Source organism: Paenibacillus oceani (assembly GCF_014705615.1).
Lineage (GTDB): Bacteria > Bacillota > Bacilli > Paenibacillales > NBRC-103111 > Paenibacillus_AB > Paenibacillus_AB oceani.
In genome coordinates this window covers 64,861-79,697 of the sequence record NZ_JACXJA010000034.1, presented here as the reverse complement: position 1 = coordinate 79,697, position 14,837 = coordinate 64,861, and the positions used below count along the sequence as shown (strand labels likewise).

The following is a 14,837-nucleotide window of genomic DNA, read 5'->3' as shown; positions in this document are numbered from 1 at the left end:
GCTCCTATTAAAAAATAGTTCCATTACTTTTCATTACACAAATTTCCCATCATTCAAACCATCTTTTTTGAGGTACCTAAGTAGTTACTTAAAGAGACGCTTCCTTACCGCTTCGCGAGCGGCCGGGGGCGTCTCTTTTTACGGCTTTTTCAACATGTTACACGCTCGAAGACATTCCTTCGGTAACGGCGGCGGCATGGGTTTGTTGTTTGGCGGCCAAAGCTTCGCTCCGTCTCAGGCAAAGGGGAACAGCGAACATAAACCCGATCGTCAGGACGACGATGACGGCAAACCAGCCTCCCCGGATATCCGGCAGGGCGAACAGCAGCAGCAGCATCACGCAGCGGGCGGCGCACAGCGTATTTTCCCGCCATACGAGTACCCTCAGCTTCTGCATCGGCGGCAAAGCGTTCATCGACCGGTATACTTTCGTCTGCCAGTTGACACCGAAATAATACATCCCCAGCACGGACAACACGTTGGACAGCACCAGCATCGGCGAGTAAGGCACAAGTGCGGCCAAAAACCCGAGTGCGACTACGCTGCAGCCGATAAACATCCAGGCGTCCTCGCCGAGCCGGACTCTCCGGTGCACATAAAGCGCGGCAAAGGCAGCGCACGTATAAGCGGCATTCAGCAGGGCGATGATCAGCTTGTCCTGCGAAATGCTGAAGGTGAAAATCAGAATAAACAAGTTTTGAAACTGGAAAAACAGCCCTGCGGCGATAAAGGCAGCCTGCAGCCATTTGGAGGACGCGGTATGAAAGACGCGGAAATAACCGATCCCCCGAAACCAGTCCCCCTCCCGTTCTCTCACCTCAGCCAGCGACAAGTTCGGCACGAGCAGGGCGGCGCCCAGCATGCAGCCTACGATCGCCAGCATCAGCAGGAACGAGCCCGAATAGCCGAACTCCATAATGACAAGCGCGGACAAGATCGGCACCGATACCGACACGACCTGCTGCATCACGACGACGACCGAGAAGTACCTGCTGAATTCCTTGGCTTTCCCCGATAAGGAGATGCCCAGATTTTGTCCGGCGTAGAACAGTCCGAACGTCAGCCCGACGACCGATCCGATCAAGGCGATCCAGACCAGACGCTGTTCCAAGTGCAGGAAGGACAGCAGCAAAAATACGGTCAGTCCCGACAAGGCCGACAAGGTATAAACGATTCGCATCGAACGGCGGGTCAGCAGATGAGCGCCAAGGGTAAACCCGGCCCCCCAGACCAGATAGGTGAAGAAATTATACAAGGAAACGTCGAATAAGCTTTTGGACTCTTCCCAGATATACAAGTTAATAAAAATGCCGATATAGCTAAAAATAATTTGACCGATTCCATTCATCATAAGTAATTTGCGCATCTCGCCTGTCAGTCCCACTTGCTTCCGTCCCTCTTCCGCTCCGGTTTCCGGTCATTCCAAACCTTCATCATCATACCACAAACCGCGGAAGCCGGAGCTACAATTTGCAGCATCGCCCTTGGAATCGGCCGTCTTTATCTCGACTATAAGTGCGAGTTCAAAAAGTCCGGTTTTCAGCACCGAGAAGATGGGATGAAGCTAGGAAATGAGGAGCGGAGCGTAGTGGAAACTACGTGAGCACCGGAAGTTCCGGCTGAATTCCATATTCGATGTCGAGCAGGCTTCCTGATCTGCTTCGTGATCAAAAGTGGACTTTTTGAACAACCTCTATAATGGCTAAGGTCAGGAGAACAGCCGGACGTCAAGCGAATAAGCTCCCGCCCCCGACATGGCGACGGTCAGAGCGACGGCGATCAGCACCAGATTGTACTCGATCCCGCCAGAGGTTACCCACAGCCCGTTGCGTCCGTGTACTTTGACAATCGCGACCAGCATCGTAATCACGATACAAGCGGCCGCCACCGGCGTAAACAATCCGAGTGCGAACAGGAGCCCGCCCGCAAGCTCCAGCAATCCGGCCATGAAAGCCATCTGTAGGCCGGGACGCATCCCGAGGGATTCCATAAATCCTCCGGTCCCTTTCAGCCCGTGGCCTCCAAACCAGCCGAACAACTTCTGGGCCCCATGTCCCGCGAATAAAAGGCCGGTCACCAAACGAATCAACAACAATGCTTCATCCAACATCATTACCCCTCTCCTTTATTACCTTATTATTGTTACTTACTTTAAGTTAGTTAAGAATACAAGGTAAGGCTTACTTTTGTCAAGTATCTATGTTAAAATATTTTTACGAACTGGTTTAGGAGATGATTCGATATGAGTAATGCGGATCACAAATCCCACCTGTGTCCCAAATTCGAAACGGCTTTCGAGCTTCTCGGCAAACGTTGGACCGGCCTGATCATCCAGGTGCTGATGAACGGTCCGATGCGATTCAAGGATATATCGTCCATGATTCCGGATATGAGCGACCGGATGCTGACAGAGCGGTTTAAGGAATTGGAGCAGGCGGGGATCGTCGTGCGGCACGTGTACCCCGAGATGCCCATCCGGATCGAATATGAGCTGACGGAGAAAGGTACGGCGCTTCGTCCCGTCATGAACGCGGTACAGGAATGGGGAGACCGCTGGATTTATTAACTGCCCGCCAAATTACCGCCCTGCTAGGCGAATAGCTTGTTTGAGCCCGGCAAGTTATCGCCGCCACCAACCAGGCACATGATGTCGCGGTCCGTTTCTTCGTACTAAGCGCTAGGCACCCGGGTCTTGCGGCCGGACCAAAAAAAGACATCTTCCGGCTTCCGACACATCGGAAGCTGGAAAGATGTCTTTTTACGGTTCCACTACACTTTGAATTTGGCGACCGATTCCTGAAGCTGCTCGGCCAGACGGCTAAGCTGCTCCGACTGGAGCGCCAGCTGTTCCATCGTAGCCAGCTGCTCTTCGGTCGACGCCGAGATCGTCTGGGTGCCGGTCGCTCCGCTGGCCGTGATCCGGGCCATCTCCTGAAGCGAGGCGGATATTTCCTGGGAGCCTGCGGACATCTGCTCCGCGGCGGAAGACGCATCCTGCACCTGCTCGACGACACTGCGCGTCGCATCCAGAATACGCTTGAACGATTCGCCCGTCTCCCGGGTCTGGTCAGCTCCTTCTCGCACTTCCTCTTCGCCTTTTCGCATCGTCTCGACGGCGTAGCCGATATCTTTTTGGATCGCTTCGATCCGGACGATTACTTCCTGAGCCGACTGCTCGGATTGCAGGGCCAGCTTCTTCACTTCCCCGGCCACTACGGCGAAGCCCCGCCCTTGCTCGCCGGCTCTTGCCGCTTCGATGGAGGCGTTCAAGGCAAGCAGGTTCGTCTGGGCCGCTATATTCGTAATAACCTGCACGATATCCCCGACTTCTTTGGACCGTTCATCGAGCTTGCGGACGATCTCGGACAGCTCCCCGACCGTCATACTGACCCGGTTCATCTGATCGACCGCCTTCCGGATCGATACGTCTCCTTCCTCCGCAGCCTTGGACGTATTCAGCGAAGCGTCGAACGCTTGCGAGGAGGTTTCGGCGATCCGGCCGATTCCGACGGCCATCTCCTCCATCGCCCTTGAGCTTTCGTTCGTCGATTGGGAGTGCGTCTCCATACCCGCCGCTATCTGATGAACCGACTCAGCGATGTCTTTGGACGATTTCGTCGTCTCCTCGATCGAAGAGGACAGCTCCTCCGACGAGGACAGCACATGCTCGGCCCCTCCTTGCACTTGCATCACCAGTGTTCTCAGATGATCGTTCATCACATTAAAATCCGACGCTAGCTGACCGATCTCGTCCCTGTTGCGGATGACCAGTTCGCCGGCGGTCAGATCGCCCTCGGCGATTTTTTTGGTCCGCTGCGCTACTTGCGCGATCGGGCGCGATATATGCTGCGCGAACAGCCAGATGATAACGGCGCCGGCTGCGAGACACGCGGCAAGCGTGATCACCATGACCGACAAGATGCGCTTCTGACCGGCGTTGTAATCTTGCAGGTACGAGCCCGCAGAGACAATCCAGTTCCACGTCGGATCGAGCTCGGCATAGGAGATTTTCGTCGCTTCCTTCGGGGCGGCGTCCTTGTCGGTGGCGGGAAGCGGCCAATTGTAGTACGTATTGCCTCCGCCCTCTTGCGCCTTTTTCACCATATCCTGTATGTAATAATAGCCATCGCTCGTTTTTTTGTCCCAGATGTTCTCCCCTTCGACCATCGGGTGCGCCAGCAGCATGCCTTTGTCGTCCAGAACAAAGAAATAGCCGTTTACGCCGATATCGATATTTTTATTGATCGGGCGCGTATTGTCGGCTTTTTTCTCTCCAAGAAGCAAGGTTTTGACCGTCTCCTGAGCGGTGGCAAGCGGCATCGTCCCGTTTTGGACCGACTTGTCCATCAGGGTGATCATCTCGATCGCCATCCTGACGTTCGTCTGCAGCTTGCTTTCAATCAGCTTGTCCGTCTCCGCCTTGGCTACGCTATAGCTGACAAGTCCTACTACCAGCGTAGGTACGGCCAGCAGCAATAGCGAGATGGCAATCATTTTTTGTCGAATCCTCCATCGTACTTGCCTGCCTTTTGCTTGCATTACGGTCCCCTCCCGAAATATCTGTGTCTTTTGTATGATACTTCCTGTCTTTCGACAATCGTATACCAGATTCCTTACATTTACAATAAGCGCTTACCCTTAATTGAGGCGCGCGTTTTTTGGGCGATTTGTAATGAAAATGTCAAAATTTCAGAAAGGAATTGTTGTAAACATCTTCCTGTTCCGAATCGCCGATCGGCAGAAAGGCGCGGGAATCAATCGCGTACGCCGGCGCCTTATCAGCCGCTTGCTTCCGGGTTTCTGCCCCCCGCGAATAAAACGCCGCCAAAACCGAATACTAAAAGCGTCAAGCACTGCTTCAGCCCATCTCTCCCGCTCGCTCAGGAGGTCTAGAGACAATGAAATATAAAGCAACCCTGATCATGACGCTAATCGGCTGTGCCCTCTGTTTGTTCAACTATTCCGGGCTCGATCCGGACAACATCTTCCTGTTCATGCTGAGCGTTCCCGTATGGCTGATCGAAGTTGTCAGCGATATCCACTATTTTAATGTGTTCGCCGTTTATTTGCTGACAATCGCTTCGTACGCCTTGTTCGGCCGCATCGGCGATTATTACCGGTTAAGACGAAGAGCCCGCTCCTGATTCGGAAACAAAGCCGTTTCCGCCGGAGGGGCTCTTCTGGCTTTATGCCTGTTCGGATTCAGCCGGTATCGGGATCATACCGGGAATTCGCAGCGGACGGCTGCGGCGATTTCTTTGGCCATGCTGATGACACGGTACAAGGAGGTGCTCTGCAGCTTCCAGTATTGTTTCGGGCCGGCCGTATTCACGATCGCCGCAATCGAATAGGAACCGACCGGTGGGAGCGTCTTGCCGACCGACTTCCCCGGATGAATCGGCTGATTGGCCACCTGAAAATATCCGATGGACGCAGGCAGCCCGAGACACGCATCAATAGCGATTGTCACTTTGCCCGGCGGAATCTCGCCGAGCCTTCTTAGTAAATTGCTGGCATCGCAAGGCGACTCGAGCGTACCAATCACATGCCGGTACCCCATCTCGGAGAGCATCGTACCCACTAGCGGTCCGAGCGCATCCCCAGTCGACCGGTCCGTGCCGATACAGACGAATACGAGGTCGTCCGTGAACGCCCCCTGCTCCCGAATGTACTTGAAAAATTCCGGCAGCTCTTCCCCTTTGACTTTATGCCGGATCGTATCCCCGCTCACGTTCGCTCCCCCCTTTCGTTATCTCCTTCCGCTTGGCTTTCCCGACCGGTGTGTTACAATGAATAAACGATACCGTACCTACATCCGAAGGAGTACGACCATGCGATTTTTTGATCTTCTGGGCTCTGTTACGCTATTGTATTGGCTGGTCATGCTGCTGTCGGCCTCGGCCGGGCTCAAGCTGCTCCGGCCGCTTCCTTTTGCCCCGGCAGCGAAACGGAAAGGGGAAACACCGCTCGTATCGGTCATCGTCGCCGCCAAGGAAGAAGAAGCGTCGATCGCGGATACGGTTCGTTACTTGCTGGAGCAGGACTACCCCAGGCTCGAAATTATTGCCATTAACGATCGTTCCCAGGACGGTACGGGAAGACGGCTGGACGAGCTGAAGCGCTGGTCCGAGAAACGACCGTCCACCGCAATCCCGCTTAAGGTTGTCCATATCACGGCGCTTCCGGAAGGGTGGCTCGGCAAAAACCACGCCCTGTACCAAGGCTATCTGCAAGCCAAAGGCTCTTATCTCTTATTCACCGACGCCGACGTCCGCTTCCGCTCTACGGCCATACGGGACGCTCTCTCCTACGCCGAATCGAGCGGAGCCGATCATCTGACGTTGACGCCGCTTATGATCGCACGCAGCTTTTGGCTTCGCGCTTTCGTGCAGTATTTTATGTTCTCGCTGAATCTGTTCCTTCGTCTGTGGCGCGCCAACGATGACCGCCAGATCAAGTTCGGAACGGGAATCGGCGCCTTTAATCTGATTACCCGCAAAGCTTATGAAGCTATCGGCACCCACCGGGCGTTGGCGATGCGTCCCGACGACGATCTTCGGCTGGGCGTGCTGGTCAAGCGGGCGGGGTTCAAGCAGCGGCTGTTGATCGGCAAAAACCATTTGGAGGTCGAATGGTACCCGACGCTGCAAGAAGCTGTCAAAGGGCTGGAAAAAAACTTGTTCTCCGGCTTCGGTTACCGGCTGCCGATGGCCGTTTTCGGGATGCTCGGCCAGCTGCTCGCCTTCTTCGGCCCGTTCGCCGGCTTACTGCTGCTTCCGACCTGGGGCGGTTTCGCTTATGCGGCAAGCGCGGCCATCCTGGTCGGTTTATATATCGCCAGCACGAGGCGGATGTCGAAGGATTCCGGGAAGGAAGCCTGGGCGCTCCCTGCAGCCGTCTGGATGCTGATCGTCGTCCTGGCTCGATCGGTTTACTTAACGCTTCGCCGCGGCGGCATCTATTGGCGGGGCACGTTCTACCCACTGGACCGGCTGCGGAGCATGCGGGACGGCGACAGTCAGGGCGGCGGCAGCGGTCCGCAGCTAGGCAAATAAGAGTCCGTCTCGTGAACGGACTCTTATTTTTTGCGTAATCGGCCGATTTTCAATAGCCCGAAGAATAGCGCTACTTTTTGAGCTGCCTCAATTCATCGCAAAGGGCTTCGATCTCACGGATGCTGAAATGCCGTTTGTTGATGACGACATCGTACATATCCACCAGGTCCTCATACTTATTGATGTCGAAATGGTCCGGCTTGATCGACTGGGCTGCGACAACGTTCAGCCTTTCCTTGATCTGCTCAATCATGAATGCCACATTCGCCTCGGATTTGATCGTTAGATCCATCGATTCTCACCCTTTCTTCTTCGGTAGACTGTTGCTATTGTATCATGCCGGTCCGGGAAAGCCCATAGAAGAACGCTCGATTGTTCCTGCCGGAGTATTAGAAGGATGCCTTTTCTTGCATTACCGCTTATTTGGGGGGACTGGAGCCGCACCGCACCGCAGCGTGGCTCTTGGAGTTGACAGATACACTGCAAACCGCTAAAGGAAAATAAAGGAAAAAAAGGACAAAACGCGTTATACGCTGTGACTGTGGCGGTGAACCACCGCGAGCGACCGCTCCGCTTGTCTTTCGGTCTACACGCCAGATGTCCATCCTTCGTATCGTTTAAAGGCACAGGCAGCGTCCCGCCGGATCGCACCGCGTGTGACTCCCGGCGTGCAGTGCCCGGTCACGTGTCGGCAGCCCAACCTCAGGTTGGAACCTTCCACAATTGAAACGATGCCCCCGCGTTCTCCCCTCCTCCCTCCCCGTCCGTCCTTCACTTCTCTTTCGTCCAGCGGCAAGAACATTCGTTCCCCCTCCTGTGCAGCTCTCCCGCATAATCCTGTTCCCGGATGCACACAGTATTACGTGTACGCGCCGATTCGGCAATCTATACCGGAAAAAGGAGCAAAATCCGATGGAAAACAAAACCCACAAAGGCAACTACAAGGGAACCGCCCACATGAAGGCGGAAAACCAGGACATGGCCTTCGTCAACGACGTCGTCGAGAAAGAAGCCTCGGAACAAACCGTGCGGGGCGAAAAGTCGGGGAAGTCGGAGTAAGTTCGGGTGAAGCGGGAGGAAGTCGGGTGATTTCGGGTAATCTCGGAGAACTCGGATAATCTCAGTGATCTCGGTGATCTCAGTGATTCCGGTGATTCCGGTGATCTCGGGTGATCTCAGTGACTCGGGGGATCTCGGGTGATCTTGGTGAGCTTGGTGATCACAGGTAATCTCGGGCGGCAGCTTTGAGCGGATGGGCGCTGAACAACAAGACCCACCGGACGATACGATCATCACGGCATCAAACCAGATCTCCCGTCGTAACGATTGGGAAAATGAAGCCACGGTTTCCGCCATTCCCTTTAAACCGGCGGCTCCCGTGGCTGTCCATTAAAATAAGAGCGGTTTGCCACCCTTATTTAGCCGAAAATTGCAGTTCGGCTCGCAATAAGGGTGGTTCGCAGCTCTTATTTTTGGCGTTTCAGCTAAATTTAGTGTTTCTGAGGAAAATTAGAGTCACTAACCGCTCTTATTTCGCTATATGCCGCTCTTTGGTTCAAATTAAGAGCGGTAAGTAGCTCTTATTTCTCCGTCGGCGTTCAGCTTTCAGCGTGTAGCGTGCAGCACTCACGTATTCAGCGTTAGCGTTCAACGTTCAACGTTTAGCGTGCGGCGTGCAGCATTCGGCATTCAGTTTTCAGCATTCAGCATTTGGCAATCAGCGTGCAGCAGGCTATATTCAGCATGCGGCATGTAGCATTCAGCTTTCAACATTCTGCACTCAGCTTTCAGCGTGCAGCATTCGGCATTAATTGTTCAGCATTCGGCATTAATCGTTCAGCTTTCAGCATCCAGCCTTCAGCTTCCGCATCCCGCCAGCCGGCACACTACCGTTTCAGCCTCCCGCTCTTGCTCCCAAGCCGGCGCGGTACAGTCTGACGATGTTCTCCGCCGCTTCTGCAAGCAGCGCGGCGGCGTCGCCCATCGCCTCGTCCAGCGTCATCGGACGATTCGCGATACTGAACAGCGCGGCGATGCCGCGGTCATACAGCGCTTCCGCGCCGTCGCCCAAGCCGCCGGACAGGCAAACAACCGGCACGCCGTGCACGCCCGCCGCTTCCGCGATGCCGGCCGGCACTTTGCCGAACGCCGTCTGCCCGTCGGTCCGGCCTTCGCCGGTAATGACAAGCGCGGCACCTTCGGCCGCCCGCCCGAAACCGGCGAGCTCCATCACGACGCGGATGCCCGACTGCATCTCGGTGCGGCCGAAGGCCAGCAGCCCGGCCCCCAGGCCACCCGCCGCTCCGGCGCCGGGCACTTCCGCGACCTGCCTTCCATTCAATGCCGCAATCCGCTCCGCATAATGGGCGAGGCCGCGGTCGAGCCGCTCGACCATCTCAGGCGTCGCGCCCTTTTGCGGGCCGTATACGGGCGAAGCCCCGTCCGGGCCGCACAGCGGATTGGTGACGTCGCTCAGCACTGTCACTTCCGCTGCCGCGAACCGGGGATCGAGACCGCTCGCATCGATCGAGGCGATGCGCTCCAGCTCGCCCCCGCAGCCCCGGCCGGCTGCAAGCTCCCGGCCTTCCGCATCCGCAAACCGGACGCCCAGCGCCTGCGCCATGCCCATGCCGCCGTCATTCGTAGCGCTTCCGCCCAGACCGATCAGAATCCGCTGTACGCCGCGATCCAGCGCATCGCGAATCAGCTGTCCCGTGCCGTAGGTCGTCGCTCTGAGCGGATCGCGCTCGTTCGTCCCTACAAGCGGCAGCCCGGAAGCCGCCGCCATCTCGATAACTGCGGTACGCCCGTCCGGAAGAAGTCCGTACGCCGCTCTTACCGGCTCGCCGAGCGGGCCCGTCACTTCCGCCTCGATCCGCTCGCCCCCGGCCGCCGCCAGTACCGCGTCCACCGTGCCTTCTCCTCCATCTGCCATCGGCACGATGACGACCTCCGCATCCGGAACCGCTCTCCGAATACCGGAGCGGATCGCCTCCGCTGCATCTACCGACGACAAACTGCCTTTGAATGAATCCGGCGCCACCACCACGCGGAAATTAGTCCCTCGTCCGCTCGTCCCGTTGCCGGCCTCGTACCTCTCCATCCCGCTTCCCCCATTCTATCCGTGCGATTACAGACGGTTTACAACATGAACCGGCGAACCGGCGGCAAAAGCGGCCACATTGCTTACCGCCACATCCATCAATCGTCCTCTCGCTTCAAACGAAGCCCACCCTACATGCGGGGTGATGATGCAATTGCGGGCGGACAGAAGCGGATTATTCGCCGCAGGCGGTTCCGAAGACAACACGTCCAGTCCGGCTCCCGCGATCACGCCCTCATTCAGCGCATCGGCCAGATCGCTTTCCCGGATCAGCTTACCGCGCCCGGTGTTGATCAGAAACGCAGTCTTTTTCATCTGCAAAAGCGTCGCTTTTTGAATCAGCCCCTCCGTCTCCGGAGTCAGCGGACAATGAAGCGTAACGACGTCCGCTTCCTGGAACAGCTCCCCGATCGAAACTAGCCGCACTCCTTCGAGCGCCGGGCGTTTGCCGCTGCGGTTCGTAGCGATCACGTTCATGCCGAAGGCTTGTCCGATCTCGGCTACTTTCTCACCGATGCCGCCGATCCCTACAACCCCGAGCGTTTTGCCGGCCAGCTCGACGAGCGGCGTTTTCCAAAAGCTGAAATCCGGACAACCCGCCCATTCGCCTTTCCGGACTGCTTCGTTGTGCAGGCCGGCCTGCTGGCATAACTCGAGCAGCAAGGCAAACACTAATTGGGCAACCGAAGCTGTGCTGTACGCCGGCACATTCGTTACCGTGATTCCCAGCTTCGCCGCTTCGGCCGTATCGACCACGTCGTAGCCGGTTGCCAGAACGCCGATATATTGCAGCTCCGGAAGCTGCTTCAGCACCTCGGCGCGAAGCGGCGTTTTGTTCGTCAGAATGACACGGGCTCCCTTCGCTCTCTCGACGATCGATTCAGCAGGCGTCCGGTCATAGACCGTCACCGTTCCGAGCGCTTCGAGCCCTTCCCAGCTCAAATCGCCGGGATTCAGCGTATACCCGTCCAATACTATGATATTCATGTTTCGTTCCTCCTGTCTGTTAAGCGGCTGTATAGCTGCATTGTATCGCAAGGTCGTCCCGGACGCCAACATTTCCGTTCCCCGGGCAGGACATGCGCGGAGCTTCGTCGAACTGATTCACATCCTATTTTAGACCAAAGGAACTATGGTAACGCCACGATTCGCCATTTTTTTTCGAAATCTAGCTTGGCATCGTATTCACAAACGACAGGTCTCGGCTGCCAGCCCTTATTCTTGCCTATGGAGGGAACAACACGATGAAGGAATGGACCTGCGACTTGCAGAGGAGCTTCGAGGCGGCCTCAAACCCCGGCGAGGCGGCGGCGATGACCGCCTATATGCGCGGACAGTTCGATTTCTGGGGAATCAAGTCGCCCGTACGAAGCGCGATCGTCAAAGAGTGGTTGTCCCGGATCCAATCACCAAGCGCGGATCAGCTCGAACAAACGGCACGGGCGTTATGGGAGCTGCCCCAGCGGGAGTATCAGTATGCCGCTCTGGACCTGCTTGCCAAGCACGTCAAACGGCTGGAGGAACGTCATCTGGACCTGCTCGAGTCGCTGGTCGTGCACAAATCGTGGTGGGATACGGTCGATGCCCTGGCCTCCAATCTGATCGGCCCGCTGCTGCTACGGCATGCCCATCTGACCGGTCCTCTTACGGAACGCTGGATCGAGTGCGATCATATGTGGCTGCAGCGGACAGCCCTGCTGTATCAGCTGAAGTACAAGAAAAACACCGACACCGACCGATTGTTCCGCTACATCGGCCTTACGAAGAACAGCCCGGAGTTTTTTATCCGTAAAGCGATCGGCTGGGCGCTTCGCGAATATTCGAAAACGGATGCGGACGCCGTACGGCGGTTTGTCGCAAACCATGCGCTTTCGCCGCTGAGCGAGCGCGAGGCACTCAAATGGCTGGAACGCCGCCAGACGGGAGACTCCGATCCGGCATAACGCCCAGAAGGGCCGGATAAGCTAAGGGCATGATCCCACAAGGCGATAGAGGCGAGAATCGGATGTGAAAGGCGGGCGAAACGATTAGACGGGGAACGGCTCCCGTACCATCAGTTGGCAGGCCGGGCTGCAGCCTACCGGACATACAGTCTCGGCTTAGGGAGCGTCAGGATCAGCGGACCGGAGCGGGTAATCGCGACGGTATGCTCGTATTGGGCGGATCGTCTGCCGTCCACCGACCTCGCGGTCCAGCCGTCCGGATCGATCGTCACTTCGGGTGTACCCGCTGTCAGGATCGGTTCGATCGTTATGACCATCCCTTTCTCCAGGCGAACCCGGCGGCCCTGCTTGCCGCTGTGGGGGACCGGGGGCCACTCGTGAATCGACTGCCCGATGCCATGGCCGGTAAAATCGGCAAAAACCGAGTAACCGCCGGCGATGGCAACCCGATGTATCGCGTCAGCGATATCGCCGACCCTTTTGCCCGGCCAGGCTTGGGAAATACCGGCGTACAGACATCTTTTGGCGGTTTTCATCAGCCGGAGCGAAGACGCCGGCACGTCACCGACCGCATACGTCCAGGCGGAGTCGGCCAGCCAGCCGGACCGGTTGACGACCATATCAACGGTGACGATATCGCCGTTCTTCAGCGGTTTGTCGTCCGGCATGCCATGGCAGGCGACCTCATTAACCGAGGAGCACGTCGCATGCGGATAGCCGTTATATCCTTTCTGCTCGGGCGTAACCCCACGATCGGCCATAAACCGTTCGACGAAGCGGTCGATATCCAGCGTCGATATTCCCGGCCGGATGTAGCGCTTCAGCGCCCGCCGGCACGAAGCGAGCACCGCCCCTGACTTCGCCATCCGGGCGATCTGCTCCTTGGTTTTCCACTCGGTCATACGGCTCTCTCCCTCCCGGAATCTCCCGGAATCCGCCACGATTTCTATGGGAATCCCGGCCGGTTTCAAGTATACTTAGGATTTGGCGGCAATCGCTGATTCACTACGAAAGGTAGCGGTTCTTTTGAGCAAACCAAAACTATGGGAGCTGGACATCGTGAGAGCGGTGGCGATCGCGGCCGTACTTCTCATTCACGGGACATCTTCCTCCAGAATGGATCTGCCGCTCGGCTCCCGGTCCAGCACGTTTTATTTCGCCATCAACAATTTGAGCATTTTTGCGGTGCCAGTGTTCATTTTCTTAAGCGGACTCGTCTTGTTCTACAGTTACTCCGACACATGGACCGTCCGGCGTACGCCCGGTTTCTACCGGAAACGGCTGCAGTTTATTTTGATCCCTTACCTGATCTGGTCGGTCTTTTATTACATGTACAACCAGTGGCTCGACCCTACGGTCAAAATCCAGTTCTCTCTAAGCCAATTCGCCGATTTGCTCCCCTGGGGGCTGGCCGCTTATCATTTGTATTTTATGGTCATCATCATGCAGATGTACGCCCTTTTCCCGCTGCTGATCTCCCTCGTTAAACTGTGGCGTCCGCTTGGCCGGTACTTATGGCTGTTCGGCATACTCGTCCAAGCCGGTTATTTCGTGTACCGGCAATTCGAGGATACGCCTCTGCAGTACGGCGACCGGCTGTTCATTACGTATTTCGCCGTGTTCTGTATCGGCGGATCGATCGGCATGCATTATGAACGGTTCGTCGGCTGGCTGAACCGGAACATCTGGTGGATGACTGCCGCGGCCGCCTCGGTGGGCCTGATTTATTTGCTGATCACCTTGCAGGCGTTTCGCGGTATGCGGGTCGAGGCGTGGGAGTACGAGCTGATGTTCAATCTGTACCCGACCCTGGTGGCGATGGCTTTGATCTGGATCGGCCGCCATTGCGTCGAGAACGCCCCGCGCCTCACCGCCGTAATATCCTCATTTGGCGCAGCCTCGTTCGGCATCTATTTTACACATGTGGCGCTTATGTCCTATTACGGGACGCTAGTGAGCGTGCCTGTCGGACAGGCGGGTTACCATATCGCGGTATGGGGCAATATTGCGCTGATCTTCACCGTTCCTTGGGCCGTCGTCCATCTGCTGAAGAGGGTGAAAGGCTCCTGGCTATTATTCGGCAAATAAGCAGCGGACCGGATGTGAACAGAATGAACAGAACATCCCGACACCATGCAAAAAGGCGCTTCCCCAGGGGAGCGCCCTTCTTTTTGGCCTGGCCGGCTTAACGCCCTTCGAGCCTCCGGACGCGCTCCTCCAAACGGTTGACGCGCTGGCCGAGGCGTTCAACTTCGTTGTCCGTGCGGCGGAGCTGCCGCTGCAGTTGATCGGTTTCCGCTTCCAGACGGGAAACCCTTTGCTCGAGCGGACGCCCCGGTCCGGGCCCGGGTCCAGGCCCCGGAGGAAAAGGTCCCGGCGGGAACGGCCCGGGCGGAAACGGAAAGCCCGGCTGAACCGGAAGCGGAATAAACAACCTTTGCCCGGCATAAATATTTCCCGGCGCGGCAAGGCCGTTGGCCTGAATAATCGCCTGCATCGATACGCCATGACGATTTGCAATCGAGTACAGCGTATCGCCGGGCTGTACGACGTAATTCATTCATGATTCCTCCCGTCACACTGATCGTTGGATCATATCCCCTTACCAGTGTATGCGCCCGCTGGGTGTTTGGCCCGGGGCATCCGCCCGGCTCCCCTGCATAATCGCCTGCACCGGTATGCCGGACTTTTCGCACAAATCCGTTTCAGCCCGCAACCTCACTATTTTTCGCGGGT

General features: G+C 56.7%; 16 protein-coding genes. 6 read left to right on the top strand and 10 right to left on the bottom strand.

The features are described from left to right. Positions 1–157 precede the first annotated feature (157 nt). Positions 158–1,384 (bottom strand): MFS transporter, encoded by a 1,227-nt coding sequence (locus tag IDH45_RS23130; RefSeq protein WP_190930499.1) that lies wholly within the window; start codon positions 1,382–1,384, stop codon positions 158–160. 324 nt (positions 1,385–1,708) lie between these two features. Continuing rightward, positions 1,709–2,110, bottom strand: a complete 402-nt coding sequence (locus IDH45_RS23125) for a DoxX family protein (protein ID WP_190930498.1) — start codon at positions 2,108–2,110, stop codon at positions 1,709–1,711. Positions 2,111–2,242: 132 nt separating this feature from the next. On the opposite strand from IDH45_RS23125, the gene IDH45_RS23120 reads away from it, so the two are divergent. Continuing rightward, complete coding sequence (locus IDH45_RS23120; RefSeq protein WP_190930497.1) at positions 2,243–2,566, top strand: winged helix-turn-helix transcriptional regulator; 324 nt, start codon at positions 2,243–2,245, stop codon at positions 2,564–2,566. 203 nt (positions 2,567–2,769) lie between these two features. Here the strand turns inward: IDH45_RS23120 and IDH45_RS23115 are convergent, their stop codons facing one another. Then, positions 2,770–4,539 carry a methyl-accepting chemotaxis protein gene (locus IDH45_RS23115; protein ID WP_190930496.1) on the bottom strand — a complete coding sequence of 590 codons (1,770 nt, stop codon included), beginning with the start codon at positions 4,537–4,539 and terminating at the stop codon, positions 2,770–2,772. Between the two features lie 359 nt (positions 4,540–4,898). Here IDH45_RS23115 and IDH45_RS23110 point away from each other — a divergent pair, with 359 nt between their 5' ends. After that, positions 4,899–5,144 carry a hypothetical protein gene (locus IDH45_RS23110; RefSeq protein WP_190930495.1) on the top strand — a complete coding sequence of 82 codons (246 nt, stop codon included), beginning with the start codon at positions 4,899–4,901 and terminating at the stop codon, positions 5,142–5,144. Positions 5,145–5,218: 74 nt separating this feature from the next. Here IDH45_RS23110 and yyaC read toward each other — a convergent pair whose 3' ends face one another. After that, positions 5,219–5,731, bottom strand: coding sequence for a spore protease YyaC (gene yyaC / locus IDH45_RS23105; RefSeq protein WP_190930494.1), 513 nt, complete (start codon positions 5,729–5,731; stop codon positions 5,219–5,221). 100 nt (positions 5,732–5,831) lie between these two features. Here yyaC and IDH45_RS23100 point away from each other — a divergent pair, with 100 nt between their 5' ends. Then, the gene (locus IDH45_RS23100; RefSeq protein ID WP_190930493.1) at positions 5,832–7,055 is read left to right on the top strand and encodes a glycosyltransferase; all 1,224 of its coding nucleotides are present in this window, start codon (positions 5,832–5,834) and stop codon (positions 7,053–7,055) included. A gap of 70 nt (positions 7,056–7,125) precedes the next feature. Here the strand turns inward: IDH45_RS23100 and IDH45_RS23095 are convergent, their stop codons facing one another. Both IDH45_RS23095 and IDH45_RS23090 read right to left on the bottom strand, forming a co-directional pair. Next, a complete protein-coding gene (locus tag IDH45_RS23095) occupies positions 7,126–7,347 on the bottom strand; it encodes a DUF1128 domain-containing protein (RefSeq protein ID WP_190930492.1) in 222 nt (73 codons plus the stop codon). Positions 7,348–7,641: 294 nt separating this feature from the next. Then, a complete protein-coding gene (locus IDH45_RS23090; RefSeq protein ID WP_190930491.1) occupies positions 7,642–7,857 on the bottom strand; it encodes a hypothetical protein in 216 nt (71 codons plus the stop codon). Between the two features lie 110 nt (positions 7,858–7,967). Here IDH45_RS23090 and IDH45_RS23085 point away from each other — a divergent pair, with 110 nt between their 5' ends. Then, the gene (locus IDH45_RS23085) at positions 7,968–8,114 is read left to right on the top strand and encodes a hypothetical protein (protein WP_190930490.1); all 147 of its coding nucleotides are present in this window, start codon (positions 7,968–7,970) and stop codon (positions 8,112–8,114) included. An 835-nt stretch (positions 8,115–8,949) separates the two neighbouring features. Here the strand turns inward: IDH45_RS23085 and IDH45_RS23080 are convergent. Further along, positions 8,950–10,158, bottom strand: coding sequence for a glycerate kinase (locus IDH45_RS23080; protein WP_190930489.1), 1,209 nt, complete (start codon positions 10,156–10,158; stop codon positions 8,950–8,952). A gap of 27 nt (positions 10,159–10,185) precedes the next feature. Then, entirely contained in the window at positions 10,186–11,145 is a 960-nt protein-coding gene (locus IDH45_RS23075) for a D-2-hydroxyacid dehydrogenase (RefSeq protein WP_190930488.1), read from the bottom strand. Positions 11,146–11,402: 257 nt separating this feature from the next. On the opposite strand from IDH45_RS23075, the gene IDH45_RS23070 reads away from it, so the two are divergent. Further along, positions 11,403–12,101 (top strand): DNA alkylation repair protein, encoded by a 699-nt coding sequence (locus IDH45_RS23070; protein WP_190930487.1) that lies wholly within the window; start codon positions 11,403–11,405, stop codon positions 12,099–12,101. 134 nt (positions 12,102–12,235) lie between these two features. Here IDH45_RS23070 and map read toward each other — a convergent pair whose 3' ends face one another. Further along, positions 12,236–13,003 carry a type I methionyl aminopeptidase gene (gene map / locus IDH45_RS23065; RefSeq protein WP_190930486.1) on the bottom strand — a complete coding sequence of 256 codons (768 nt, stop codon included), beginning with the start codon at positions 13,001–13,003 and terminating at the stop codon, positions 12,236–12,238. 124 nt (positions 13,004–13,127) lie between these two features. Here map and IDH45_RS23060 point away from each other — a divergent pair, with 124 nt between their 5' ends. Next, positions 13,128–14,189, top strand: a complete 1,062-nt coding sequence (locus IDH45_RS23060; protein WP_190930485.1) for an acyltransferase — start codon at positions 13,128–13,130, stop codon at positions 14,187–14,189. A 97-nt stretch (positions 14,190–14,286) separates the two neighbouring features. On the opposite strand, the gene IDH45_RS23055 is transcribed toward IDH45_RS23060, so the two are convergent. After that, positions 14,287–14,661 (bottom strand): LysM peptidoglycan-binding domain-containing protein, encoded by a 375-nt coding sequence (locus tag IDH45_RS23055; RefSeq protein ID WP_190930484.1) that lies wholly within the window; start codon positions 14,659–14,661, stop codon positions 14,287–14,289. Positions 14,662–14,837: the final 176 nt, after the last annotated feature.

Bases quoted from the DNA above. Each gene is read 5' to 3' on its own strand.
- IDH45_RS23125 (WP_190930498.1), bottom strand. From the start codon at position 2,110: ATGTTGGATGAAGCATTGTTGTTGATTCGTTTGGTGACCGGCCTTTTA.
- IDH45_RS23120 (WP_190930497.1), top strand. From the start codon at position 2,243: ATGAGTAATGCGGATCACAAATCCCACCTGTGTCCCAAATTCGAAACG.
- IDH45_RS23115 (WP_190930496.1), bottom strand. From the start codon at position 4,539: ATGCAAGCAAAAGGCAGGCAAGTACGATGGAGGATTCGACAAAAAATG.
- IDH45_RS23110 (WP_190930495.1), top strand. From the start codon at position 4,899: ATGAAATATAAAGCAACCCTGATCATGACGCTAATCGGCTGTGCCCTC.
- IDH45_RS23100 (WP_190930493.1), top strand. From the start codon at position 5,832: ATGCGATTTTTTGATCTTCTGGGCTCTGTTACGCTATTGTATTGGCTG.
- IDH45_RS23095 (WP_190930492.1), bottom strand. From the start codon at position 7,347: ATGGATCTAACGATCAAATCCGAGGCGAATGTGGCATTCATGATTGAG.
- IDH45_RS23090 (WP_190930491.1), bottom strand. From the start codon at position 7,857: ATGTTCTTGCCGCTGGACGAAAGAGAAGTGAAGGACGGACGGGGAGGG.
- IDH45_RS23085 (WP_190930490.1), top strand. From the start codon at position 7,968: ATGGAAAACAAAACCCACAAAGGCAACTACAAGGGAACCGCCCACATG.
- IDH45_RS23080 (WP_190930489.1), bottom strand. From the start codon at position 10,158: ATGGAGAGGTACGAGGCCGGCAACGGGACGAGCGGACGAGGGACTAAT.
- IDH45_RS23075 (WP_190930488.1), bottom strand. From the start codon at position 11,145: ATGAATATCATAGTATTGGACGGGTATACGCTGAATCCCGGCGATTTG.
- IDH45_RS23070 (WP_190930487.1), top strand. From the start codon at position 11,403: ATGAAGGAATGGACCTGCGACTTGCAGAGGAGCTTCGAGGCGGCCTCA.
- map (WP_190930486.1), bottom strand. From the start codon at position 13,003: ATGACCGAGTGGAAAACCAAGGAGCAGATCGCCCGGATGGCGAAGTCA.
- IDH45_RS23055 (WP_190930484.1), bottom strand. From the start codon at position 14,661: ATGAATTACGTCGTACAGCCCGGCGATACGCTGTACTCGATTGCAAAT.